The sequence below is a fragment of the Tsuneonella litorea genome, from assembly GCF_025154015.1.
GTDB classification, from domain to species: Bacteria; Pseudomonadota; Alphaproteobacteria; order Sphingomonadales; family Sphingomonadaceae; genus Tsuneonella; species Tsuneonella litorea.
This window is the reverse complement of sequence record NZ_JAOAMV010000004.1, coordinates 250,328-274,357: the sequence shown is the minus strand read 5'-3', so window position 1 is coordinate 274,357 and position 24,030 is coordinate 250,328. Positions and strand designations below refer to the sequence as shown.

The following is a 24,030-nucleotide window of genomic DNA, read 5'->3' as shown; positions in this document are numbered from 1 at the left end:
GGGTCACCGCGGGGCTTCGGTCCGCTCGACCAGCTCGGAGACGAGGTCCTCGACCAGCCGGCCCTCGATCTCGGCCGCGGGGCTGAGCACGAGGCGATGGCGCAGGACCGCGGTGGCGAGCGCCTTGACGTCGTCGGGCACCACGTAGTCGCGCCCATCGAGCGCGGCGCGGGCGCGGGCGGCGCTGGCCAGTGCGACCGCTGCCCGGGGGCTCGCCCCGCTCGACAGCTCGGTGCTTTCGCGGGTCGCGCGCACCAGCCGCACGACGTAGTCGACGATCCCTTGCGCGACCGTCACCTGGCCGAGCGCGGCGGCGGCCCCCGACAGCCTGCCTGCGTCGGCGACGGGGGCAATCCCGAAATCGGCCGGGCGCGGCGGGCCCTGTCGCTGGCCGAAGCGGGTCACGATCGCGGCTTCCTCTTGGGCCGAGGGGTAGGGCACCAGCAGCTTGAACAGGAACCGGTCGAGCTGGGCCTCGGGCAGCGGATAGACGCCCTGGCTCTCGATCGGGTTCTGGGTCGCAACGACCATGAAGTGCGCTGGCAGCGCGTGGGTTTCGCCGTCGAGCGTCACCTTGCGTTCCTGCATCGCCTCGAGCAGCGCGGCCTGGGTCTTGGGCGGGGTGCGGTTGATCTCGTCGGCGAGCAGGAGGTCGCAGAAGATCGGCCCGCGGGTGAGGGTGAACGCGCTCGTCTGGAAGTTGAACAGGTTCGATCCCAGGATGTCGCCCGGCAGCAGGTCCGGGGTGAACTGGATGCGCCCGAAATCGAGGCCAAGCGTGCAAGCGAAGCACTGGGCGAGGAAGGTCTTGGCGGTGCCCGGCGGGCCTTCGAGCAGGACGTGCCCCTCGGCCAGCAGCGCGACGGTCAGGTGCTCGACGATTGGGTCCTGGCCGACGATCGCCTTGCCCACCTCGCCGCGGATCGCGGCGGCGAGCGAGCGGACCTCGTCGAGGGTCATGGTCATGAGCGGACAGTCCTTTCGAGTGCGTGGAGGGCGTGCGCGGCGCGCAGCGTTTCGGATGGCCCGCGCGCGGCCTCGAGCCGGGCGGCGAGCGGAGAGAATGCCGGCGCGTCGGGCGCGCGGCGGGCAAGTGCGGCGTCGATCGCCTGGCGGTCGGCGCTGCGCAGCCCGAGTGTGGCGGCAAGCCGGCGCGCGACCATCGCCGCGTATGGTGCGCCCAGCAGGTGAACGCGCCCGCTGCGGCGCAGCACCCCGGCCGAGTTCGCCGCCAGATGCGCCTTGCCGAACGCGATCGCCCGCGCCTCCGCCATCGGCGGCCCGAAGCGCCCGAACGCGCGCCAGGCGACCACCAATAGCGCGAGCAGCAGGCACAGCGTCGCCGCGAGGAACGGCGGCGCGAAGGCGAGGGTGAGCAGGTTGCGCTGTCCCGAAAGTCCGGCAAGCGTGAGATCGAACACGACCGGCAGGTCCTGCCCCTCGCGCGCCAGATCGACGACCTTCGCGGCGAGCATCGCGCGCTGGCGGTCGGCCATGCCGTAATTGTTGAACAGGTCGGGCTCGAACGCGACCGTGACGTTCCACTTGCTCGGCTCGCAGTTGTCCTGGTCGGGCGGGTCGAAGCCGGCGGCCGCGTCGAGCACCGGGTAGCAGCCGTGGTCGTCGGCATAGGCGACGAGGTCGCGTCCGGTCGAATCGCGCACGAGGCTGGCCCACGGCCCGTTTTCGAGGCCGAGGACCTGCGTCCGGTCGGGCAACGACCCGGCAAGGCCGAGCCCTTCCCAGTCGGGCGCGGCCCCTGCGAGCCTGGCAATGCCTGGCGTCATCGCGAGCGCGCCCTCCAGGTCTTTCGCGAAGCCCGGCGCGGACGCGGCGATCAGCCGGACCCAGCCCTTCTTCGCGCCTTTTGCTGTGGCGGGCAGCCGCATCGTGAACCACTTGGGCAGGATCACCAGCGTCGGGCCGACATAGCGCCGTTGCTCGACGATTTCGGCAAGCGCGTCCGCGTCGGTCCACGCGGTCGGGGTCAGCACCAGCAGCGCCTCGTCGTCGAAGCGGCCGGGCGACCGCGACCGCGTGACCGCGTATCCCTGCCGCTCGAGCATCGCGAAGGCCCGCGTACCCGGTCAGCCCGTGGGCGGAGGCGTGCGCCTCGCCGTTGTCACCCCCCGGCCCGGTGTCGCCCTGCCCGATGAACCACAGCATCGCGAGAAACGCGGCCGCGCCGACCAGCAGCAGGCCCAGAACGGTGCGCGGGTTGAACGGGCCCGTCACGACGGGACCCGCGCGAGCGGGGCGCGCGCGAAGTCGGCATGGGCGGCGCGGGCGGCCTCCCAGTCCTCCGCGCCGAGCGCGCGCAGCGCGAACAGGCTCCGTTCCACCCGACCGGCGATGGTGGCGAACGCGGTGCGCGCGGCGTCGGGCAGCGCGGCGAGCGCGGCGAGCTCGCGCGCGGTCGTGGCCGGGTCGATGAGGTCAGGCCGCGCGGCGGCGATCTGGCCGACGCTGCGCCGGAGCAGCAGGTGCGTCGCTTCGTCGAACCGGCCCTCGGCGGCGAGCCGGTCGGCGTCCTCGAGCAGCGCGAGAGCGGCCCCTGCCTCTGGCTCCCACTCTGCCGCGCCGTCGGCCGCGGTACGCGCGGCGGGCCGCCAGCCGAACAGCGGCGCGGCCATGCGCCAGGCAAGCAACAGGACCAGCGCCACGCCGATCGCCAGCAGCACCCACCGGAACACCGGCCAGCTCATGCCGAGCGCGCGGCCCACGGGTTCGAGCAGTTCGCCCAGCCAGCGGAACAACGGGTCGAGCCAGCCCGGCGGATCGGGCGGCGGCGTGTCGGGTTGCGCGACGGGCGCGTACTGGATCGCGCCGTCCGCGCGAACGGCCTGCCAGGCGTTCGCCGCGTCGCCGAGACCTGCTGCGCCCCCAGAAACCGATGCCGTCACGGGGGCGGTGGTGACACGCCCCGCAGCGCCGCGCAACTAGCCGCGCGCCCTCTCCTGCGGGTATGTCCCGAGCATGCGCAATTCCTTGCAATGAAACGCCAGTTCCTCGAGCGCGCGGTCGACCGCCGGCTCGCCCGGCGCACCGATGATGTCGGCGTAGAACATCGTCGCGGAAAAGCTCGCCCCGGCCTGGTAACTCTCCAGCTTGGTCATGTTGACGCCGTTGGTCGCGAACCCGCCCATCGCCTTGTAGAGCGCGGCGGGCACGTTCTTCACCTCGAACACGAAGGTCGTGATCGCGGTGCGGTCGATGCGCGCGGGATCGAGCGCCTCGGGGGCGAGCAGCAGGAACCGGGTGGTGTTGTCGGGGGCGTCCTCGACGTCCGAATCGACGATCCTGAGGCCGTAGAGTTCGGCGGCGAGGGGCGGGGCGATCGCGGCGATGGCGGCCTCGCCGCGCTCGGCGACATGGGCGGCGGCGGCGGCGGTGTCGGCGAAGCTCAGCGGCACGATTCCCCGCTCGCGCAGGTAATGCCGCGACTGGCCGAGCGCCTGCGGGTGGCTGTAGGCGGCCTCGAACGGTCCGTCGCCCAGCGCCATCAGCGCGTGGTTGATGCGCAGGAAGTGCTCGGCGACGATCTTGAGCCCGCTTTCGGGGAGCAGGAAATGGATGTCGGCAACCCGGCCGTGCTGGCTGTTCTCGACCGGGATCGCCGCACATCCCGCGCGGCCCGCCTTCACCGCGTCGATCGCGTCCTCGAACGAGAAGCACGGCAGTGGCAGGCAGCCGGGCACCATCTCGAGCGCGGCGCGGTGCGAATTCGCGCCCGGCGCGCCCGCGAAGGCGACCGCGCGGGCCGGATCGCCCGCGGCAGCGGCCTGCATCGATTCGACCATGGCGCGCGCGGGAAGGGGAAAGCTGCTCATCGAAATCTCGCCTCCGGGCGGGCGCGTAGCTGTGCGTAGTTGGCGCGGCAAGCGACTTCCCGTTCCATCTGGCCCTTGCGCGCGGTGGCCTCGCTGACTAGAGCGCGGCGCAAACCCGCACGTTCACTCCTTATCGCGGATCACTGCACGCATGGACGATCGTTTCAATACCGCCGCCGGCTGGGTCCTGTTCTCCGGCATCGTCGCGCTCGGCCTCTCGAGCGTGAGCGCGAAGTACTTCACGGCCGACAAGCCCCATCGTCCGCACGAGATGGGCTACCCCATCGAGGGCGTGGTCGAGGAAGGCGAGGGCGGCGAATCGGGGCCGGATCTCGCCACGCTCCTCGCCTCGGGCGACGCGGCCGCGGGCGAAAAGGCGGCGCAAGGGCGCTGCGGCACCTGCCATACGTTCGACCAGGGCGGCGGGGTCAAGCAGGGACCCAACCTGTACGGCGTGCTCGGCAAGCCGGTCGGCAAGCACGCCGCGGGCTTCGCCTACTCGAGCGCGCTGTCGGGCCACGGCGGCGACTGGACCTACGAGAACATGGACGCCTGGCTGAAGAGCCCCAAGGCGTTCGCGGCGGGCACCAAGATGAGCTTCGCGGGCCTGTCGAACGCGCAGGACCGCGCGAACATCATCCTCTATCTCCGCGAGCAGGGCGGCGGCCCGCCGCTGCCGACCCCGGCGGCCCCCGCGGCGGCCGAAGACGCGGATGGCGAAGCGGCGCCCGGCGCCGGACCCGGCGCGGCCGAGGGTGAGCCGGCCGAGGCGCCCGAAGCGGCGAGCGCGATGGGCATGGACCAGCCGGTCGCCGGCAAGGAAAAGGCAGTCGCCAACTGAGCGGCGTTCCAGCCGGCTCGCGACGAGCAACCGGCCGGACCGCATCCGTCAGTCGAGAGGGTGTCCGCGCATCGCGCGGCGGTGCGCGCGTGCGCGCAGCCGCCATCGGTGGATCATCCATGCCGCGGCGAGCGCGATGAGTGCGATCAGCCCGTAAGCGATGATCAGGCGCGTTTCCATTGGGTGCTCCGTTGCGGCGGGGGCTGCGACCGCGTTGGGACGCTCCGATCGCCAGCGTCGTTTGCGCTGACCCCGCCTTCCATTCAGCAGCGTAATGGGCCAGCCGCGCCTATGTTCCCTTGAAACCTTGCGCAATCACGTACCATTCGCTGGAATCCTTGCGGCTCGCGGGCGGCTTGGCGTGCTTGACGGTCCGGAAATGCTTCTTGAGCAGCGCGAGGATGTCCGCGTCGGTTCCGCCGGCGAAGACCTTGGCGACGAAGGCGCCGCCGGGTTCCAGGTTCTCGACCGCGAACCATGCGGCCGCCTCGACCAGGCCCATCGTGCGCAGGTGGTCGGTCGCCTTGTGGCCCACGGTGTTGGCGGCCATGTCCGACAGCACCAGGTCGGCCTGGCCGCCCAGCGCCTCGACGAGCGCGGCGGGCGCGGCGTCGGCCATGAAGTCCATCTCGAGGAAAGTCGCCCCTTCGAGCGGCTCGGTCGGCAGCAGGTCGATCCCGACGAGCGCGGCCTGCGGGCGCTTCTTGCGCACCACCTGCGCCCAGCCGCCGGGTGCCACGCCGAGATCGACCACGCGCCGCGCGCCCTTGAGCACGCCGAACTTCTCGTCGAGCTCGATCAGCTTGTAGGCCGCGCGGCTGCGATAGCCCTCGGCCTTGGCCTGCTTGACGTACGGATCGTTGAGCTGGCGCGAGAGCCAGCGGTTCGACGAGGCGGTGCGGCCGCGCGCGGTCTTCACCCGCTTGCCGGGATCCTTGCCCGAGCGGCTCATGCCGGGCCGCTCACTGGTCGCCCGACGGGGCGGGACTGCCCGCCATCAGGCTGCGCAGGATGCCCTCGCGGATGCCGCGATCGGCGACGCCGAGCCGTTCGGCGGGCCAGATATCGAGGATCGAATCGAGGATCGCGCAGCCCGCGACGACCAGGTCGACCCGGTCGTTGCCGATGCACGGCAATTGCCGCCGGTCTTCGGGCGCCATCGTGGACAGCCGCGCGGTGATGCCGCGCATCGATTGCGACGGCACGATCAACCCATCGACCGCGCGCCGATCGTACTGCGGCAGCTCGAGGTGCAGGCTGGCGAGGGTCGTCACCGTGCCGCTCGTCCCCAGCAGGCGGATGTCGTCGGCCCGCGCGGCGGCGGCGACGCGTTCGGCGAAGGGCGCAAAGCTGTCGCTCACCAGCATCCGCATCCTCCTGTAGCGATCGAGCCGGTCGGCCTCAGTATCGCCCTCGACGCGGCCCACGGTGTCCGTCAGCGACACCACGCCCCACGGCACGCTGGCCCAGTCGATGATCCGCGGCACGCGCTCGCCCGGCTCGATCAGCACCAGCTCGGTCGATCCGCCGCCGATGTCGAAGATCACCGCCGGCCCGTGCCCGCTCTCGAGCAGGATGTGGCATCCCAGCACGGCGAGCCGCGCCTCCTCCTGCGCCGAGATGATGTCGAGCGCGATTCCGGTTTCGGCGCGGACCCGCTCGATGAAATGCTCGCCGTTGGCGGCGCGTCGGCACGCCTCGGTCGCGACCGAGCGGGCGAGGAACACGTTCCGGCGGCGCAGCTTCTCGGCGCAGACGTGGAGCGCGCCCAGCGCGCGGTCCATCGCCGTGTCGCTCAGCCGCCCGCTCGCGGCGAGGCCCTCACCCAGTCGCACGACCCGGCTGAACGCGTCGATGACGGTGAAGTTCTCGCCTTCGGGGCGGGCGATCAGCAGCCGGCAGTTGTTGGTTCCGAGGTCGAGCGCCGCATAGGCCTGGCGCCGCGGGGCGCGCTCGGGCGAACTCGGCTGGCGACCGGCCGGCCCGGCTTTCGGTAGGTTCGACTGCGAGGGGCGCTTGTAGCGGAAATCGGCTACCTTGCCGGACGATCTGCCCCTTTTGCCGCCAGTCTTCCTTCCCGCGTATCCTTGTGTGTCCGGCGGAAAACGATCCGCCATTTTGCAGTACTTTCTGTTCCTCCCGCGCCGCTCGACCCAGGGCGGAAGCGGGGACCTGCCGGCGATGCTAGCGGCGGAGCGGGCGAACGGCAAGCCGGGTGGACGGACACCCGCCGGAGAAGGGCGCACGCGGCCTTGACCCGCGCGCCAAGCGAAACTAAGTGCCCCCCCGCGCCAGGCGGCAGGCCGCCGGCAGCCCGATGATGCCCCGTCCTCTAATGGTAAGAGAGCGGACTCTGACTCCGTCAATCAAGGTTCGAATCCTTGCGGGGCATCCAACTCCGACAATCCAGCCATGTCCGGTTCGCACCGATATAGTCCGCACTTCCCCTCGGGGAGGCGCCTGAATCCGCCCCCATTGCAGTCCACCCCCGTCCATTGCAATCCGACCCAATCCGGTGCATATTGTGGGAGTAGATGAGGGAGCGAGCCGTGGCCAAGCTAACCGCCCTGAAGGTGAAACACGCTAAACCGGGCCGTCATGGCGACGGCGGCGGGCTATACCTGCTCGTCTCGAAAGCTGGCGCGAAGTCTTGGTTGCTGCGAGTGGTCGTCAATACAGCGAAGGGTCCGGTGCGCCGCGATCTTGGGCTAGGCTCGGCTGAATTGGTCACACTGGAGGAGGCGCGAGAGAAAGCGAGGGAGCTTCGCAAAGTGGCCCGCGAGGGTGGCGATCCCGTTGCTGTTCGGGACAAGCGACAGGTCGTCGCGCCGACATTCAAGGAGGCTGCGGAATCGTGCCACGGCTCCCTTGCTGGGGGCTGGGCTCCGCGTCATGCAGCGGCATTCCTCTCTACGCTCAAACTGCACGTATTCCCTAAGATTGGCGGGATGCGGGTTGATGCAATCGACGAGAAAGACATTCTCTCGGTGCTGTCGCCGATCTGGAGCGCGAAGCCTGCTGCTGCCCGTAAGATACGCCAGCGGATCGGCCTCGTCCTTGATTACGCCAAGGGGCACGGTTGGCGCTCTACAGGCGCGCCTCGCGATAGCTTGCGACCTATGCTCGCCAAGCAGGCGCGGTCGGGCAACTTCGCCTCGATGCCATATCAGGAAGTTCCTGCGTTTGTCGCGTCGGTCGATGCGGGCGGCGAAACCATGGGGCGGCTCGCGCTGCTGTTCACCATCTTCACCGCCGCGCGATCTGGCGAAGTGCGGGAAGCGGACTGGTCGCAAATCGACCTTGAGGCGATGGAATGGAACCGCCCCGCCTCGATGATGCGAAAGACGGACCAAGCACACACGGTCACACTCTCGCCGGAGGCAATTGCGATCCTGCGCCGAGCCGAAGTCTTGGGGACGAACAAGAAGCCTGACGCTCTCGTTTTTCCCGGCATGAAGGGAAAGCCAATGAGCGATATGACGATGGCTAAGGTTGTGCGCCCCACTGGCTACACGGTCCACGGTTTCCGCTCTAGCTTCCGCACTTGGGCGGCTGAACGGATGCCCTCGATCCCCGAGCCAGTGGCAGAGGCCGCGCTGTCCCACGTGGTGCCCGATAAGGTCGTGCGGGCCTATCAACGGTCCGACTTTCTCGAAATGCGGCGCACCCTGCTTGATGCTTGGGGGCGCTATGCTGCCGGTTCGTCCGGCAAGGTTGTCCAGCTCCCGCTTCGGTTGGGAGCCTGAACGGGCGGGGCGGCTAGGGTAGCTCCCGAAAGACTGGCTTCCGCCCGGTCTGCCGCCTCGTTTCCTTATCTGCGGATGCCCTACGGAGGGGCGGGATATGGCGATGAACGATGAGAGCGAGCGACCCCGTTTGGCCAACCGCAGCGTTGCGCAAAGCGAAGTCGCGCAACAGGCGCTCGCAGTCGCTCGGGCCGACCGTGCAGGCTTGGTTGACGGGGTTGAAGTTGATTTTCGGCACCCTGCGATTACCCCCGGCCAGTGGGAGGCTCGGGCTTTTTGGCATGTCGCCGCCATAGGACCATCTTCGGCGGGAGTGCTCTTCCCATCGGAAGCGAGGGCTGTCGAGAAAGTCATCGACCCTGACCACGATCAATTGGAGGCGCTCTCCTTGCCCCGTGCCGAACCGGGTGACCGGCTTGCCGTTGAGAGTGTTATCGACCGGATCAGCGACCGCCGTTTCGATCACAGGCACGACGCCACTGTGAAAGAGGCCCGCCTAATCCTTACCCGGCTAAACGGCGAACAAATCCGACCTGAAGGCGCGTTGGCGTTCTATGGCGTGACTCAGCTACGCGACGGCCCACAGCGAGATGCTTACGACCGCCTCGCAGAACGCGTCCTTTCAGAAAATGGTAATCCCGACCCTCACAACCTGGATGTGCGGCGGAAGCTTCGCCCGTGGGATGAATTGTGGCGGTCTCCGAGCGACCTCACACTCTCCGAGCGCGCTGCGTTGGCCGTCGAGGAAGCAGAGCGAGCATGGCTGGCCCTTGATCGCGAATATCTTCCTGCCGATCCTCGCGCCAAGCTCATGCTACGGAGGGCCATGAATGGGGCGGTGCTGGCCGCCTTCTATCAGGCGAAACATGAGTCGAAACCCGCCGAGGAAAAGGCCCAACGGGTCGCCGAAGGTGCCCACAAAGCACGCAATCAAGCGAAGGCGAGGGACAATCGTTTCCGGTATGCCAATGATATCTGGCGCGACGAGCCGCACCTGACGCTGAACGGGCTCGCAATCCAAGTCATTGAACAGCTCTACAACGATGGCGGCGAGCTTCTGGCTCCATCAACGATGGCGGAGTCGTTGGAGCGCGCGATTGGTCGGGGGGATCTGACGGTGCCTAGGCAATCGCCCCATCATCCAGATAACAAGGGTTAGGGCCAAACCCTTCAGGGCTTGGGCCAGCCCCTTTATTCTAAGCGGGTCCAATCGGGCACCAAGGCTTCCGAAGCCGTCCAATAGGGGGCGGTGGATAGGAGGTCACATGACCCTTATGTCGCTGCGAGGGGTGCAGGAACGGGTGCCGTTCTCGCGCTCTACCATTTACGCCAAGATCGCGCGGAACGAGTTTCCCGCTCCGATCAAGATTTCAGAGAACCGAGTGGCGTGGGATAGCGCCGCAATCGACGCCTGGATCACAGACAAGCTCCAGCAGGCTGGGGTTTGACCGATGGGCGCTCTTGGAAGGGATGCGCCCCCTGAACGGCGCGAGGGCCGCAACCGGCTTTCGGTTGACGACCCTCGGACTAAGAAGTGCTTGGCGGCGCTCGATCTCAGTGGGCTCGATGTAACAGAATTGAGCCGATTTAGCAACCGACTCCACCGCGAAGCGGATGCATGGATGCGGCGCGGCGGCTTCGGCGAACGCGGGCGAATTACCCGCCGGGACGCTGACCTTATCTGGCGTTCGGAGTTCGGCTCGCTCCCGCAAAACAGCTTGGCGGAATATCGTCGGGACGGTGGCCAATGAGCGGCCTCTCTCCCGAACAGAGGGCGCGCCTCGATCGGTTCATGGCGCTTGTCATGATCCCGTGCATGGAGGACCCCGCCCAAGTTGCTGAAACGCATAGCGGTATGGCGAAGGCGATGCTGGCGACTACGGTTCGCTGGTCCGCGCTCGACCTTGCCTTTCTGCGATGGGCCGCAGCGGGCGGTGCGGATAGCGGGGTTGATTATCCCCGCCTCGAACGGCTGATGTGCCAAGCGATGGAGCGCACGGCATGAAGGGCCGCGACCTCCTGGCGGAGATGGAAGCTGCTGCCTCTCGGGTGCGCCTGCCACACCTAGAGCGCCTGCGGGCCTTAGGCGTCCCTTACGAGTCCCTCGGGGCGCTCGGGCGGGATGAACACACGTTCGGCGCTGGCCGTGCTGTGCTTGGCTCTGACGGGCTATTCCAGCCCGACGAACACGGTGAGCCGGTCGTCATCCAAGCGGTCAACGATGATCTGGTCCGGAAGCATGGGGAAGTCGGGCTAATCGACCTGATAGCCTGGCGCACCGATGAGCCAGCCCGGTGGTGGTGGCGCACTGGATCAGCGTGGGCGCTCGGGTTTGAACTGCTTGACGGTGACGAACCGGTGGTGGTGGTAGCAACGCCTTGCGACTGGCTCGCCGCTGCCGGTCGCGCCTGCTGCATCCTCGACTGGTCGGAGCGGTCGCCCGCATGGCCTGCAATGCGAGCCGGTCCGCCCCTCAGCTTCACAAACGACACCCTGCGCCAGCGCGTTCGGAACGCGCTCGTCGCGACGGCCCCGCTGCCGTCAATGGAGATTGCTGATGTTGCATAGTCTCGCCGACTTCGACCGCGCCGAATCCGCCAACGTCTGGCCCCTGCCTGACATGACGTTGGTCAACAACGGGCGGCGCGCGGCTGTCTCGATGCCCTCGGAACTGTTCGGCCCTGCGTGGCCAACGGTCCTCGATGTCGCGGACGTTACCGCAACGGCTCCCGACTATGCCGGAATCGCCTATCTCGCCTGTGCTGCCAGCCTCATCGGTGGCAAGCGGTGGGTGAGCGCATACGGCGATTGGGCAGAACCCTGCATCCTGTGGACGGCGGCGCTCGGCGATCCTAGCTCGCGCAAGTCGGCCCCGCTGGACAGGATGACGAAGCCGCTCTGGAAGATCCAGCAAAACGCCCGCCTCGATTACGACTTGGTGCGCCGCGAATGGCAAGCCGAAATCGAACGGGCGAAGGCGGAACGGGCGAAGTGGCAGGATGAGGTCAAAGGTGCTGCGGGTGGGGCCGGTGAGACCCCTCCGATGCCTGTCCTGGCGGTCGAACCGGAGGAACCGCAAGAGCGCCGGCCAATCGTTTCCGATGTCACGCCGGAAGCCGCCGCAATCATCCTCAAGGGAAACCCGCAAGGCGTCCTGTGCTACAACGACGAACTCGCTGGATGGCTGGAATCGTTTGAAAGATACACGACCGGGGGGCGCCCCTTCTGGCTCGCGGCACACGGGGGAAAGCCGCACAACATCACGCGGAAGGGCTCGGGGTCCATCGACCTGCGGTTCACCGGCATTAGCGTCCTTGGCTCGATCCAGCCCGACAAGATCGTCGAGCTGCTGGCGGGCGCGAACGATGGCCTCGTGCCGCGCATTCTGTGGGCATGGCCCGAAAAGATGCCGCCCCGGCGTCCGTCCGCCCCTGTGTCCATGGCGGCGCTAGAGCGCGCCTACGAGCGCCTTGAAATGCTCCAGTGGGGGCGCGATGCGGAAGGGCGCGAAGATCGCATCGTGCTTCGCCTGACGGGCAGCGCGGCGGACCTGTTCCATGAATGGGAACTAGAGAACGCTGCAAGCGATGGAGACGGGGGGAGTCTCTACGAGGCTTTCGCGGGCAAGATGTCGGGCGCGGCCCTCCGCCTCGCCCTCGTCTGCGAGATGACGGAATGGGCATTTGGTAACGGCGCTGAGCCCGCTGAAGTAAGCAAACAGTCGGTCGCGGCGGCAATTAAGTGGGTCGAGAACTACGCCAAGCCGATGGCCCACCGGGTTTATGGTGACGCGGCAGTTTCGGTCGCGGATCGCAATGCCGCCCTGCTCGCCCGCTATGTCCGCAAGCATCGCTTCGAGACGGTGAACCTCCGCGAACTGCGCCAGCATCCCCACAAGCAACACCTGAAACCGCTCCAGGCCAAGGGTGCACTAGATGAGGCGGTGGAAGTCATGGTCGATGCGGGCTGGTTGCTCCCCGCTTTCCAGCGCGACGGCGAAACCAAGGGCCAGCCGCGCAAGGATTACCGGGTCAACCCTGCCGTTCTGGGAGACCGATGATGGGCTGGCGCGCACAAGTAGATGAGGCACTGCAACCCAAGATCGCTAGGAACACTAGGGTCACTAGCTCGGAATCGGGGCCTAGCGTTCCTACTGTTCCTAGTGTTCCTGCGCCGCTCACTCTCCTGCGGTCGTGGTGTGACGCCATCGAGGCGCTGGACCCGTGCCAGCCGCCCTCCGGGTTCACGATGGGGCGGTGGCAAAATCTCTATGGCTGCGCGGTCTGGTGGCTTCAGAACTACGGACGGCAAGCCGCGCTCGATGGCTGGGGGACTTCGGACGTTTTCGGGATCGTTCGCCAGATTCCCGAATACGGCGGCTTGATCGATCAGCTCGGAAACGACCGCGGACTTGTGATGACAGCGGATGAGGCGCGCTGGCGGTGGCGCGGGATACGTCCGCAAATCTACCGGCGCGGTGCTTGGCCCAATCTCGAACCGTTCTGGGAGATCGTGTTGTGAGTGCTCGGAAAGACTTAGCGGCTGCCTTCAAGGGGGCATTGCTCGACAAGATCGAATGGCGGTGCGCCTCGATCACGCCGGAGGAAGGGCTAATCTCCCTGGTCGCTGCTCCAGGTCATACGGCGGCGGCTGTGTTCCGGTCGGGGCAATGGACAACTGAGCGCGGCAAGCCGCTCAAGTTCACTCCGACGCGCTACATGGTGTTCAAAGATGCCTAGGGCGCGGAATGACATAGACCCGCGCAAGCTCCACGCTGAAGCGCCGAAGCGCCATCGCTCCCGCAAGGCTCGCAAACAGCCGGACCCGCCCGTGAACCTGAAAGCGGCAGAGGCGGAGACTGTGGCGAAGCTGGAGGCGTTGCCGCTTCAACCGGGAATCATGCTGGAGCCTCAGGGGGAGGGGTGGAAGGCTGTCTCACCTCACAATGACCACGATTTGTGGGTGGCGCAGATGGCGGCGGCATTCGGTACGCGCTCGATCGCGCTAGTCCATACCTTCGCCGATCAGCTCAAGGAACTGTGCCCGCGTGATTACGACTTCGACCTGGGGCGCTGGAAGACGGACGAACGGGAATGGAACGCGTTGCTCGCGCTCGTGGCCGATCATCAGCCCGAGACCTCGACGCAAGCCGCTCTCGCCGCGCAAATGGCAAGCGTCCACCTGATGCAAATTCGGCTCGCGAAGGACGCGCTCAACAGCGGCGGGATGGTTATGGAAAAGTCGGCTGCGCTGGCAAGCAAGCTGGCGCGGACGTTCGCTTCGCAATGCGAAACGATGATGCTCCTGAAGGGCAAGAAACTGCCATCCCGGCAAACGATCCGGGTGGAGAAAACTCTGAGGCAGGAAGTCCACTACCACGACCACCGGACGGGGGGTGTGGAGGAAACAGACGGCCAATGCGATGCAAAGCCGATCGATGGAGGGGAATTGAAAAATGAAACAGCCGGAAGGATTGCGGACCTGCGCGAAGTGCCAGGCGACAACAAGGGCGGGGAAGTCGTGCCGCTCGCCCGCCGTAACGGGTAAGCGAGTCTGCCGGATGCACGGTGCCTTCGCTGGTGCGCCGCGCGGCAAACGCAATGGGTCGTTCAAGCATGGCGGGGAAACGCAAGAGGCGGTCGCTCTGCGCCGTGAAGCCTCGGCATTACTCAAGAGGATCAGGGAAGATGGAATTACCGCCTAGCTGCGTTGATCCCGACGATTTCCCGCGCGGCCCGACCGGCATGGCCCAATACCTCGAAGCGCGGATTGATGAACTGGAGGGGCAACGGCTCGATGCGCGAGACCGCCACGAACGCAGGCCCATAAACAAGCAGCTTCACGCCTGCCGGGATATGTTGCGCTGGTGCAAGTCGCGGGCGGGTTACAAGGGCTAGGGATGCTCTATAGGAATCCATATACTAGGCGTAAACGGCGCACACTAAGCCATCGCTCCCACATGAACTCCCACAATGAGCAAGAAAATGCCCGCCGATCGCTGATGCGCTCGTGTTGAAGTAACCCGCGCGATGAGCGCCAAGCGCAAAGGCAGCGTGGTCGGCGGGGACCGGCGGCAATGGGGCGGAGAGGATCACAAGGGATGGCCCAAGCGACCCGGCCGCAAGAGATACCGTCGATGGCACTGAGAGGCGATTCGGGCCGCTTGCCTGAGAATGGGCGGCTTAAGATTCCCCGGCAATTTGATTTGAAATGCGAGCGCGATAGGACGGCAGGGCATTCGAGGGTCGCATTCGAGCACTTCCCTTCGAGCCTTAAGGCCTCGCCTCCAATCTCGTCGGGCGGGGCCTTTTGCTATCCGCAGTTTGAGGGGCGATTGCGTCAGACCAGCGTGCAATGCGGCCTACGCAGATGTCCGGATATCGATTGAAACTCGCCTGAAGGTTCACTCGCCTAACAAGGCTTGGACGCCAGCAAGACCCCCAAAAGTTCTGACAGGCGTTTCCTGACCGACTGACCGAAGTCTCGGGCAGTCGAAAGCTTCGGCACTAGACCGAACACGAGGGGCGGCTCTTTCGCGAGAGCCGCCCCAAAGCGTTCACAATGCGGACCGGTCCTGCATTAGCTTGGAGGCGGGAGCAGGCGCTCGACGTCCTCGAATGTCTGACGAACGAAACCAGCGGTCCACGGCGAAAGGTCGCCGTCGCCTTCGCGCAATTGCTCCAGCTTCCACCGCAGGGCAGCGAGGTCCGGTGCGGGCGTATCCATGGCAACGCCAAGGGCGTCGGCAACGGCATCGCCTCGCCGGTCAACCTCGTCGGAAACCACGCTGTAATCGTGATAGAGCTTCGGGTTCACATCCATGAACGCCTTGCGGCGATCCCAGAAACCGAAGCGGGCGCGGTCCAGTCCTGCGGCATCTTCGATCCTGTTCAGCTTGTCCGATAACGGAAGCCAGACCTCGCGGTCGTATCGCTCTGCGTCGGCGGTCACCTTCTCGAAGTGCCGTAGGGCGCGCTCCCATTCGGTTCGGTCCACGATTGCGGACGCGGCTGCAATGGGAAGGGCCGAAATCGAGAGCGCCGCAATGGCGCTCCCCGTGATAAACTGGCGACGTTCCATTACGATGCCCTCCGCTTGATGGCCTTCGCGGTGGGGAACTCAAGCAGCTTGGCGACGCGCGCCGCCTGAATTGGCTCAACAGCCGCGCGCTGGAGTGTGTGGGAGAGTGAAAGCGCATCGTGCAGCGACAGACTGATTTCCAGAGTGGTTGGCCCGCTCTGGATGGTAGCGACGACGCGGTCGCCCTCCAGCTTGGCGCTCGGCGCGAATGTAGGTAGAATGTGCATAGGTCTGGCCCTTCTGTAGAGGGTTGGAACAGGGCCGATGTGGAGGTGCCAGCCTCTCGTCGGCCCGCCTTGGCTTAGTGCCTCGGTAGGCGAAGTGATAGCTATGCTTCACTATTGCGTCAATAGGTATTGTGCACTATGCTTCACCGAATGAACGCAAAGCAGTGTAAGATGGCCCGAGATGGGCTGGGTCTGACGGGACGCGTGCTGGCCGAAGAGGCTGGCGTTCCCTACGCCACGCTCGCGCGCTTTGAGGCGGGAGCGAATATCCGCGCTGATACGGTCGAAAAGCTGGCGGACACGCTGGCCGCCAGTGGTGCGCAATTCGTCTATGGTGCCGATCGCTACGGGGTGACGGTGCCGGAGTGAGTCTTCGGAAAGGACAACCATGAAGATACGAACTCTGGCGGTGGTGCTGACGGCCTTACCGCCCTTCCGACTGTTGCTCAGCAAGTGGGCTACGAAGATGCGACCCTTGTTGATGGCGTCCTTGTCACTAGCGGTGATGTTCTAAATTGCCCTTATCGATTTATCCAACCGGTCAAAGTCAATGCGACTGAAGATTATGGCATGGGCAAGGATCGCGCAAAAATTTTTGCCAAATTCCGGAAGGAAGCCAAAAAGCTCGGGGCGGACGCCGTCTTGATGGTCACCGCTGGTGAAACTCACATGACGGCATTTGCTTGGAATAGACGTGAATATACGGGGCGAGCCGTTCGATTCGTTGATCGGTCTTGCAAGCCTGAGCCATCGGGCGCAGCCTAAAGCTCCGCTGAGTGGCCGCCCGATTTTGATCGCGTCCCTACCTCTCTGGTAGCCTATCGGAAACCGGTCCGGTCGTTCGCAACTCACTCTCGATTCTGTCGATAGCCCTTGCCGCCTCGAGCAATGGCAATTGGGAGATCGCTGTTGTCTCGGCACGGTGCGTAGCGAGGTAATAGGAAATATCGGCTGCAAGCGGGCTGCTTGTCATCAGTCTCACCATGTCCGGCGTGATGTTCACCTCGGGCGCAAAGACTTTCTGCTCGAAATCAGGGTAAAGCCCCATCCTCGGCTGCGCTGCCCGTAGCCATGCTGTGAGATATTCGGGCGGTTGAGCTGCGGTGGAGGGCGTCTGCCTCGCGCCCTGATTGCGAACCGCCTCGGTCTGTGCGCGATAATACTCCGCCTCCGCCTCTAAGCGCTCCCGCTCAGCTCGGGCGTTCCGTGAACGCCTGACGCTCTCGCCCATCGCCAAGCCTTGGCCCAGGCTATCATTGAAGCCGCCTCTCTGGCTCAAGATACTCCAGTCGATGCCTGGAGATTGCTGTTGAACTGGAGCAGACTCATCGCAAGTCCAAGTGGGCCCCAGCCAATAGCATCGCGTTGTCGTCTGACTGGCAACTGGAGAACTAGCGGCTGCCGCCGCGACAATAAGAATGCATCGAACTCTCATAGGCCCGACCTCCGAGTGCGGGCATTATCTCATTTCTCCGGTGAATTGCCAAATGCAGGTCCGAGCCGTATTTCCCGACACCCACAGACGCCACACCTGAGCCGCCGCTCCACCTGCCCGAGTTGGTGGCTCCACCCGCGCTTGCGGCACAAGTCCAGCAAAGTCAGCGGCTCCTCGATCACGACCCGATTGCATCCCCGGCACTCGATCCGCAGCCGGTAGTGGTGACGTAGGTAGTCCCCCAAGCTGTCTAGGCGCTTGCTGCTCATCCCCACCCGCTGACAGGCCAATGACGATTCGGGAAGCGTTTGTTCACGTCTCGTTCCGTCTGACACTTGACTGACAAACGATTTTGTGATATGGCGGCCCGTGTTCGCCGATTTTGACGGGCGGGCAACCCATCGTCGGGATGACAGAGGGGGACGGAATGCAAGAAGCGCGAATTTCATTCCGGGCCAGTGCGCCCATTGCGGATGCACTGGCCCTTCGTGCGGAACGGGCGGGCTGTTCGATCAGCGAATACCTTCGCGCCGTGGTCCGCGAAAAAGTCGGCCTTCAGTGACCGATCCTCTGCCAGCAACAACCGATGAGGCTAGCCTCGGGGAAATCCTCGGCGCGGCGCTGCGATCTGTCGCGCGTGAGCCTGATGACGACCACTGCGACCGGCTGGCGGCACGCGCGCAATATCAGGCGGCGCTAGACCTGTCCGACCAGCTTGCAGGCGTGTTCGCGGTTTCATCCGGGGAAGTGTTCGATGCGCTCTGCTCGATCCCCGACAACATGCTTGTGCTGCTGGAGTCGCCGGAAGGCTGGACGGCTCTGGCTGGTTACGTTGCGACCGATTTCGGTGTGCCCATCGTGACCTATCGACCGACTATTCACTAAGGGATTTGCGATGACGGACGGGATCAGGTGGGACTTGCTTAATACCAATGGACCCAATCAAATTGCGCAGAACGCCTTGCTGGCTTTCGAGCGTGGTCGGCAGGCCAAGGAACGCCGTGAGCTGGGTGACGCGATAGAAGCCTACACCTCCAACCCGGAGGATCAGGCGGCGCTCGCGAAGGTCATGCGGCACAATCCCGAAATCGGCCTCAAGCTGTCCGAACGTGCCGATGCACGCGCCTTCAACCGCGACATGGGCGAATATCTCGCGCCGGGTGGCCAGCCGAACGCAATGCTTGGTATCCCCTCGGCCTCTCAGCGGATGCCATCTGTCGCGGCCAATGGCCCGAACCATCCCAATGCGCTTGCTGCCGCACTGACGCCCATGCCTCCGGTGCGCCCCGGCGCGGGCTTCAATGAGGCATTTGCGCCGGTTAACGAGCCGCAACCCGCCTCGATGCCTGAGATGCGCCCCCCGCAGGATGAGGCTGCGCAGCCGGACCTGTCGATGCTCGGCGAGCCGCAGAACGGGAGGGACCAAGCCTTTCTGCGCATGGTCCAGCGCGATCCAATCAAGGCGCTCAAGATTCAGTCCGCGCTGCGAGACAACTTTGTCGATCGCATCAAGGATGAGCGCGAATTTTACGGCCTGGCGGTGGAAGCCCTGTCCACGGTGCAGGATGACGCAGGATGGCAGGCCGCGCTTCAACGCCTCGTTCCGATGTCTCGGGCGCTCGGGACCGACCTAACCGCAACTGTGCCGCTGACCTATCCCGGCCCCGACGCGGTGAACCAGCTTCTCGAACGCGCCATGCCGATCAAGCAACAGCTCGATCACTTCGCCCAGGTGGCCAATATCAAGGCGGACAACGCGCGGGCCGACCGCAACACAAACAGCATGATCGAAGTCCGCGAGGGGCGGCTGGACGAATACCAACGCTCCAACCGCGCTCGTGAAGGCAACACGCGCCGGGGGCAGAACATCGCGAGCACTGACCGCAAGCGCGGCCAGGATATGCGCGGCTCATCGTCGAAGAAGGGCGGCAAGGCCCCGGCCCGCGTCATTGCCGAGGATGCTCAGGGCAACAAGGTCGAGTGGAACGGCAAGGCTTGGGTGCCGGTGAAGTGAGCGATCTTCCCCCGCCGCCTCCGGGGTTCTCGATTGTCGGACAGTCGAGGAAACCGAAGAAGCGCTCCGACATTCCCGATCCGCCTCCGGGCTTTCGCCTCGTCGATCCTGACGCCCATGACGGCGACACGATTGATTCCGAGAACGAGCGCCCTGTTCGCCTGTGGGGCGTGGACGCGCCGGAACTCGATCAGCCCGGCTTCGACCGGCAGGGCAACCCCGTCCAGATCGGCCGGCAGTCGCGCGATTGGCTGCAAGGGGAGATTGCGAACGCGGGGAGCGTGAACCTCGATAGCGTCCAGGGTCACAGCTACGGGCGGCTGGTCGGGCCGGTCGAGCTGGATGGGACGGATGCTGGCCTTGCCGCCCTGCGGACCGGGAACGCGCTCGTGGCCCCGCAATACCTGTCGAGCGATCCCGGTCGCCGCGCCGATTACGTCCAGGCTGAACGCCTCGCACGGGTCAACCGCCTCGGAATGCACGACACGTTCGCGCAGGACCCTGCCGAATATCGCGCCAACCCGGACTTCCTGCCGGAGCGGGAAACGGTCGCGCAGTTTTTCGACACGCCTTCGCCCGATGGCCTGCCGCCGAAGGTGGAGGAACAGTATCAGGTGCTTCTCCAGCACGGTACGGCGGACGAGATTAACGCCTTCCTTGATAGGCAGGGCTATCAGACTTCACGGCCCGACGACTTGCGGGCGTGGGTCAAGGATCGCGACGAACGCAAGGGCAGGGGCGAGCCGATCAATCCGCTCGTGTCCTACACCGATGCGCCGCCACTGATGATCGATAGTGGGGACGGTGCCGGTGGGGCTGCTGTTCGCAAGTTCGGTTCGGGGTTCCTCGCTGGCGGTCTCGATGAGGCCGGAGCCATCGTGGATACGCTCGGCGGCACGGGTGGCCGCGAAAACATCTTCAACAGCGACCGCAGGCTTGCCGACATCTGGCTCAACAACCAGCGCCAGAACGCGGGCACTCTGTCTTACGATCAAACCGTGCATCCCGTCGCGTCCACCGCGGGCGAGATAGCCGGTGCGCTGACCTCGGGTTTTGTCCTGCCGTATGGGCAAGGCGCTCGCACCGTTCCCCAGCTTGCAAGGGTCGGGGCGGTCTATGGCGGCGCTGAAGGCTTCCTGGGCACGGACGGATCGACCGTTGACCGCGTGAAGGGCGCGGTGATCGGCGCACCCGTGGGGGCCGTTGTAAACGCCGCTGGCGGCAAGGCGCTGGAATATTCTCTCCCTGCCCTCGGGCGGGGCGTGGACGCGCTGAGGGGGCGTTTCCGGCGCGAAGTATCGCCAGAGGCAATAACGGCTGGCGAGACGGCGGGCGAAGCCGGTCTGGACTACACCGATGTCGCCGCCCGCAACGCTGCCTCGAGCATTCCCGAACCGCCACCCGGATTTCGGATTGTTGAGGGTGGAAGCGAAGGCCAAAGGGTCGAATCTGTCGCCCCCGCTCCCGATGGGGGGCCTACCGGTCGATCGATCGCGATGGAAGGCCAGACTACGCCGTCGCTTTCCGCGAATGCGCCGCAACGTGCCCGCCGCCTGTTCGATCCCGCGACGGATGCCGAGCGCATGGCTGCCGCTGAGCGCGTGCAACCGGGCGATGTGCTGCCGCTGCCGTCCAATGTCGTCGATGGCCCTGAGGATGCCGCTGCGGTGCAAGCCGGGCGATATGCGAAGGCAAAGGCTCCGAACGAACGTGCTGAGCTTTCCAAGGGCACTGTGCGGAACTGGATGGGCGTGTCCGTTCCCAAGGTTGGCCCAACCGATCTAATTGGGTGGGTGCGACTGCGCGGGGGTCTGCAAGATCAGGGTGGCGAACTGTCCGCGATGGGGTTCACGAATGCCTCTCGCAAAGGCCTCGACCACGTTGGCCAGGAACACCGCTTCGGTCCGCTGGTGAATAACGAGGGCGGCGACAATCTCGACGATGCGGCAATGGCCGCTTGGGAGGCGGGCTATTTCCCCGAGATGACCGAACGCCCCACGGTGCCGGAATTTCTCGACGCCCTGCGCGATACCTATGAAGGCAACACCGGTCGTCGGTTCCTGCCCGAAGATGCTCCCCAGCTTGAGCGTTTCGATGCCACCCGCTCGGAGCGATACGACTTCGAGCAACAGCGTATCGAGGCGGACGGGGCGATCTGGGAGGACCGCAGCAATCCCGCTCCTGAGGGCCAGCCGTTCCCTCCCGTGCAGGCCTATGAGGAATGGCCGTCGGATGCGATTGAGCGTGTCGGCAATGTCGATGTGACCAAGCTGGATAGCCCGCAGGATATACGCAGGGCGCTCAAGACGGCTCACAACACGCTGGGCGGCTTCGACGCTGCCACGCGGGGGCGGATTACCCAGGCGGAAACCGAACGGCTGGCGTCCGAAATGGGCATGACCGCCGATCAACTGCTATCCCGTCGCAAGGGGCAGGCGCTCAACGCTGAGGAAGCGCTGGCGGCTCGCCAGATACTCGCCAAGTCCAGCAATGAGCTTGTGAACGCGGCAAAGAAGATCCGCGCGCTCGAAGTCCCCGGCGATGATGTAATGGCCGAGTTTCGCCGGAAGCTGGTCCGTCACGTGGCCATCCAGGAGCAAGTCGCGGGAATGACGGCGGAGGCGGGGCGGACGCTCCAGCAATTCCGCATGGCTGCCGATAGCCGGGCGGTTCGCGGCGATGTTCTGGCTGGCTTGGTCCGGGGCGGCGGCGGTCGCGACAACCTGCGCGAAGCGGCGGAAACCCTGATTGATGCTGTCGAGTCCGGCCCCGGCGTATTCAACGCGCTGGCGAACAAGGCGACGAAGCCCAAGTGGCGCAACAAGATCGCCGAGCTTTACATCAACTTCCTGCTGTCCAACCCGGCAACGCATGTGGTCAACATGACCTCGAACACGCTGACCGCGATGGCTCAGCTTCCCGAGTTTGCGGCGGCTTCGGCTATCGGCAAGGCGCGGCAGGCGTTCGCCAAAGGCGGGATTGATCGCGTCACGGGCTCGGAAGTCGGCGCGCGGGCTTTCGGGCTTATGGCGGGCGCGAAGGAAGGCGCTCGGATGTTTGCCCGTGCCGTCCGCACTGGCGAAGCGTCCGATTTCGTCAGCAAGGTCGAGGGCGACGAATACAAGGCCATTAGCGGCCTCAAGGGTGAAGTGATCCGCGTCCCCACTCGCCTGCTCACGGCAGAGGATGAACTGTTCAAGGGCATGGCCCGCCGCATGGAACTGAACGGCATCGCGGCAAGGCAGGCGCACAAGGAAGGCCTGAAGGGGGAGGCCGCCCGCAAGCGCATTGCAGAACTTTCGGCCAACCCGACCGATGAACTGCTGGAGCAATCGCTGAAATACGGGCGCTACCTGACGTTCCAGACGAAACTCGGGCCGATTGGGCAGAGCATATCCAACGTCTCGCAGAACAGCCTGATTGCCAAGCTCTACCTGCCGTTTATCCGCACCCCCACGAACCTGCTCAAGTTTGCTGCCGAGCGTTCGCCCGCTGCGCCTTTCATGCCGCGCTGGCGGAAGGAGATCGCAGCCGGTGGGGCGCGTCGTGACGTTGCTCTGGCCCGGATGATGGTCGGGACCGGCTTCGGCATGGCCATCTATCAGGCCGCGCTCAATGGTCACGTTACGGGGGCGCTGCCGTCCGACGCCAAGAAGGCGCGACTGCTCAGGGCTGATGGCTGGCAGGAATACTCGATCAAAATCGGGGATACCTATTACAGCTACAAGCGGCTCGATCCGTTCGCGATGACGCTGGGTGTGGCTGCGGACCTCGCAACCCTGCCGGAAGGCATGAGCGAACGCGAAAAGGACGACAAGGCGGCGCTGCTGGTGATGTCCATCATGGGCAACCTCGCGAGCAAGACTTGGCTGTCTGGGGTGTCGGACCTCGTTGCTGGCCTCGATGATCCGCAACGCAATGCCGACAACATGATTGAGCGCCTTGTCGGTTCGCTCACGGTGCCCGCTGGCGTGGCCGGTGTGGCGCGTGCGATCGATCCCACGGCGCGCCAGGTCGAAAGCGTGCAGGACGCCATCATGGCCCGCACGCCGGGGATGCGCGACGATCTGCTGCCGAGGCGGGACATTTGGGGCGAGGAAGTCACCTTTGACAGCGGGTTCCTCTCGCCTGCCTACACTTCGAAAGCGAAGCGCGATCCGGTCAACCTCGAACTGCTCAAGCTGGGCGAATACGCGCCGGGGTTCGTGCCCAAGAAGGTCGGCGGGCGCGAGCTGACGCCAGAGGAACACGACACGTATCAGGAACGGGCGGGCAAGCTCTCGCATGAACGCCTGACCTACCTCGTAACTGGGCCGGGTTGGTCTGCGCCGGATCGCGAGGAACGGACCAAGCTGGCGAAAAAGACGGTCGATGTGGCTCGGCGCGAAGTGCGGGAAAGCCTGTTCGGCGGTGGCCCCGACAAGCCGGATGGGGGCGCACCTCCGCCGCCTCAGGGCTTCAAGGTCGTCGGTGAAAGCGCGGGCGTGAATGTCTATCGAGACCTGCAAGAGAAGATCCCCGGCGTCCAATTCACAAGCGGCTTCCGAGACTACGAATATAACCAGTCGCTCAAGCGCCGGGGCTACAACGCGGCGGACGACAGCACACACATGAACGGCGACACGTTCGATGCGCTGCCGCCTGAGGGCAAGTCGATGGGCTGGTTGCGGGCACAGGTGAAACGGAATTACCCGGAAGCCGAAACCCTCATCCATGACGGGCATCTGCACTTCCGTATTCCGGGATACTACGGCGCTCCGCCTATCGGTGGGGCTGCGTCTGCGGGTGTCCGCAACCCATTGGCCGGGATGCCGCCGCCACCCCCAGGCTTCACGGTCCAATGAGTGCGCGGGCTTC

Annotated in this window: 28 protein-coding genes and 1 tRNA gene; 19 read left to right on the top strand and 10 right to left on the bottom strand. The window is 65.5% G+C overall.

Annotated elements, in window-relative coordinates; genetic code table 11:
- Positions 1-3: 3 nt before the first annotated feature.
- The 4 genes from N0B51_RS09695 to N0B51_RS09680 form a co-directional block, all read right to left on the bottom strand.
- Entirely contained in the window at positions 4-960 is a 957-nt protein-coding gene (locus tag N0B51_RS09695; protein WP_375545955.1) for an AAA family ATPase, read from the bottom strand.
- Between the two features lie 2 nt (positions 961-962).
- Entirely contained in the window at positions 963-2,066 is a 1,104-nt protein-coding gene (locus N0B51_RS09690) for a DUF4350 domain-containing protein (RefSeq protein ID WP_259962127.1), read from the bottom strand.
- Positions 2,067-2,231: 165 nt separating this feature from the next.
- The gene (locus N0B51_RS09685; protein WP_259962126.1) at positions 2,232-2,903 is read right to left on the bottom strand and encodes a hypothetical protein; all 672 of its coding nucleotides are present in this window, start codon (positions 2,901-2,903) and stop codon (positions 2,232-2,234) included.
- 36 nt (positions 2,904-2,939) lie between these two features.
- Positions 2,940-3,830 carry a prephenate dehydratase gene (locus tag N0B51_RS09680; protein ID WP_259962125.1) on the bottom strand — a complete coding sequence of 297 codons (891 nt, stop codon included), beginning with the start codon at positions 3,828-3,830 and terminating at the stop codon, positions 2,940-2,942.
- Positions 3,831-3,981: 151 nt separating this feature from the next.
- Here N0B51_RS09680 and N0B51_RS09675 point away from each other — a divergent pair, with 151 nt between their 5' ends.
- Entirely contained in the window at positions 3,982-4,671 is a 690-nt protein-coding gene (locus tag N0B51_RS09675; protein WP_259962124.1) for a c-type cytochrome, read from the top strand.
- Positions 4,672-4,719: 48 nt separating this feature from the next.
- On the opposite strand, the gene N0B51_RS09670 is transcribed toward N0B51_RS09675, so the two are convergent.
- From N0B51_RS09670 to N0B51_RS09660, 3 genes are all read right to left on the bottom strand, one after another.
- Positions 4,720-4,851 carry a hypothetical protein gene (locus N0B51_RS09670; protein WP_259962123.1) on the bottom strand — a complete coding sequence of 44 codons (132 nt, stop codon included), beginning with the start codon at positions 4,849-4,851 and terminating at the stop codon, positions 4,720-4,722.
- Positions 4,852-4,960: 109 nt separating this feature from the next.
- On the bottom strand, positions 4,961-5,623 hold the full coding sequence (locus tag N0B51_RS09665; protein ID WP_259962122.1) for an RlmE family RNA methyltransferase: 663 nt from the start codon (positions 5,621-5,623) through the stop codon (positions 4,961-4,963).
- Positions 5,624-5,633: 10 nt separating this feature from the next.
- Positions 5,634-6,788, bottom strand: coding sequence for a Ppx/GppA phosphatase family protein (locus tag N0B51_RS09660; protein WP_259962121.1), 1,155 nt, complete (start codon positions 6,786-6,788; stop codon positions 5,634-5,636).
- A gap of 204 nt (positions 6,789-6,992) precedes the next feature.
- On the opposite strand from N0B51_RS09660, the gene N0B51_RS09655 reads away from it, so the two are divergent.
- From N0B51_RS09655 to N0B51_RS09600, 13 genes are all read left to right on the top strand, one after another.
- Positions 6,993-7,066: transfer RNA gene (locus N0B51_RS09655), tRNA-Gln, on the top strand.
- A 154-nt stretch (positions 7,067-7,220) separates the two neighbouring features.
- The gene (locus N0B51_RS09650) at positions 7,221-8,417 is read left to right on the top strand and encodes a tyrosine-type recombinase/integrase (RefSeq protein ID WP_259962120.1); all 1,197 of its coding nucleotides are present in this window, start codon (positions 7,221-7,223) and stop codon (positions 8,415-8,417) included.
- Positions 8,418-8,514: 97 nt separating this feature from the next.
- Entirely contained in the window at positions 8,515-9,576 is a 1,062-nt protein-coding gene (locus N0B51_RS09645; protein WP_259962119.1) for a hypothetical protein, read from the top strand.
- Between the two features lie 106 nt (positions 9,577-9,682).
- The gene (locus tag N0B51_RS09640) at positions 9,683-9,865 is read left to right on the top strand and encodes a helix-turn-helix transcriptional regulator (RefSeq protein WP_259962118.1); all 183 of its coding nucleotides are present in this window, start codon (positions 9,683-9,685) and stop codon (positions 9,863-9,865) included.
- A 90-nt stretch (positions 9,866-9,955) separates the two neighbouring features.
- A complete protein-coding gene (locus tag N0B51_RS09635) occupies positions 9,956-10,168 on the top strand; it encodes a hypothetical protein (RefSeq protein ID WP_259962117.1) in 213 nt (70 codons plus the stop codon).
- The gene (locus tag N0B51_RS09630) at positions 10,165-10,422 is read left to right on the top strand and encodes a hypothetical protein (protein WP_259962116.1); all 258 of its coding nucleotides are present in this window, start codon (positions 10,165-10,167) and stop codon (positions 10,420-10,422) included. The genes N0B51_RS09635 and N0B51_RS09630 overlap by 4 nt, the downstream gene beginning before the upstream one ends.
- Positions 10,419-10,985 (top strand): hypothetical protein, encoded by a 567-nt coding sequence (locus N0B51_RS09625; protein ID WP_259962115.1) that lies wholly within the window; start codon positions 10,419-10,421, stop codon positions 10,983-10,985. Before N0B51_RS09630 ends, N0B51_RS09625 begins: the two co-directional genes overlap by 4 nt.
- On the top strand, positions 10,975-12,477 hold the full coding sequence (locus tag N0B51_RS09620; protein WP_311201836.1) for a DUF3987 domain-containing protein: 1,503 nt from the start codon (positions 10,975-10,977) through the stop codon (positions 12,475-12,477). The genes N0B51_RS09625 and N0B51_RS09620 overlap by 11 nt, the downstream gene beginning before the upstream one ends.
- A 188-nt stretch (positions 12,478-12,665) precedes the next feature.
- Positions 12,666-12,938, top strand: a complete 273-nt coding sequence (locus N0B51_RS09615; protein WP_259962114.1) for a hypothetical protein — start codon at positions 12,666-12,668, stop codon at positions 12,936-12,938.
- Between the two features lie 38 nt (positions 12,939-12,976).
- On the top strand, positions 12,977-13,156 hold the full coding sequence (locus N0B51_RS09610; protein ID WP_259962113.1) for a hypothetical protein: 180 nt from the start codon (positions 12,977-12,979) through the stop codon (positions 13,154-13,156).
- Positions 13,157-13,247: 91 nt separating this feature from the next.
- Positions 13,248-13,964, top strand: a complete 717-nt coding sequence (locus tag N0B51_RS09605; RefSeq protein WP_259962112.1) for a hypothetical protein — start codon at positions 13,248-13,250, stop codon at positions 13,962-13,964.
- Positions 13,873-14,121, top strand: coding sequence for an HGGxSTG domain-containing protein (locus N0B51_RS14880; protein WP_375545948.1), 249 nt, complete (start codon positions 13,873-13,875; stop codon positions 14,119-14,121). Before N0B51_RS09605 ends, N0B51_RS14880 begins: the two co-directional genes overlap by 92 nt.
- A 40-nt stretch (positions 14,122-14,161) precedes the next feature.
- Positions 14,162-14,314, top strand: coding sequence for a hypothetical protein (locus N0B51_RS09600; RefSeq protein WP_259962111.1), 153 nt, complete (start codon positions 14,162-14,164; stop codon positions 14,312-14,314).
- A gap of 682 nt (positions 14,315-14,996) precedes the next feature.
- On the opposite strand, the gene N0B51_RS09595 is transcribed toward N0B51_RS09600, so the two are convergent.
- On the bottom strand, positions 14,997-15,413 hold the full coding sequence (locus tag N0B51_RS09595; RefSeq protein ID WP_259962110.1) for a hypothetical protein: 417 nt from the start codon (positions 15,411-15,413) through the stop codon (positions 14,997-14,999).
- Positions 15,414-15,496: 83 nt separating this feature from the next.
- Positions 15,497-15,724 (bottom strand): hypothetical protein, encoded by a 228-nt coding sequence (locus N0B51_RS09590; protein WP_259962109.1) that lies wholly within the window; start codon positions 15,722-15,724, stop codon positions 15,497-15,499.
- A gap of 150 nt (positions 15,725-15,874) precedes the next feature.
- On the opposite strand from N0B51_RS09590, the gene N0B51_RS09585 reads away from it, so the two are divergent.
- Positions 15,875-16,093, top strand: coding sequence for a helix-turn-helix domain-containing protein (locus N0B51_RS09585; RefSeq protein ID WP_259962108.1), 219 nt, complete (start codon positions 15,875-15,877; stop codon positions 16,091-16,093).
- A gap of 84 nt (positions 16,094-16,177) precedes the next feature.
- Positions 16,178-16,489 carry a hypothetical protein gene (locus tag N0B51_RS09580; protein ID WP_259962106.1) on the top strand — a complete coding sequence of 104 codons (312 nt, stop codon included), beginning with the start codon at positions 16,178-16,180 and terminating at the stop codon, positions 16,487-16,489.
- A gap of 37 nt (positions 16,490-16,526) precedes the next feature.
- Here the strand turns inward: N0B51_RS09580 and N0B51_RS09575 are convergent, their stop codons facing one another.
- Positions 16,527-16,955, bottom strand: a complete 429-nt coding sequence (locus N0B51_RS09575) for a hypothetical protein (RefSeq protein WP_259962105.1) — start codon at positions 16,953-16,955, stop codon at positions 16,527-16,529.
- Between the two features lie 762 nt (positions 16,956-17,717).
- On the opposite strand from N0B51_RS09575, the gene N0B51_RS09570 reads away from it, so the two are divergent.
- From N0B51_RS09570 to N0B51_RS09560, 3 genes are read left to right on the top strand one after another with little or no spacing between them, the layout of a single operon-like run.
- Complete coding sequence (locus N0B51_RS09570) at positions 17,718-18,044, top strand: hypothetical protein (protein WP_259962104.1); 327 nt, start codon at positions 17,718-17,720, stop codon at positions 18,042-18,044.
- Between the two features lie 10 nt (positions 18,045-18,054).
- Positions 18,055-19,173: a hypothetical protein gene (locus N0B51_RS09565; protein ID WP_259962103.1), complete on the top strand. Its 1,119-nt coding sequence runs from the start codon at positions 18,055-18,057 to the stop codon at positions 19,171-19,173.
- On the top strand, positions 19,140-24,017 hold the full coding sequence (locus tag N0B51_RS09560; protein WP_375545947.1) for a thermonuclease family protein: 4,878 nt from the start codon (positions 19,140-19,142) through the stop codon (positions 24,015-24,017). Before N0B51_RS09565 ends, N0B51_RS09560 begins: the two co-directional genes overlap by 34 nt.
- Positions 24,018-24,030: the final 13 nt, after the last annotated feature.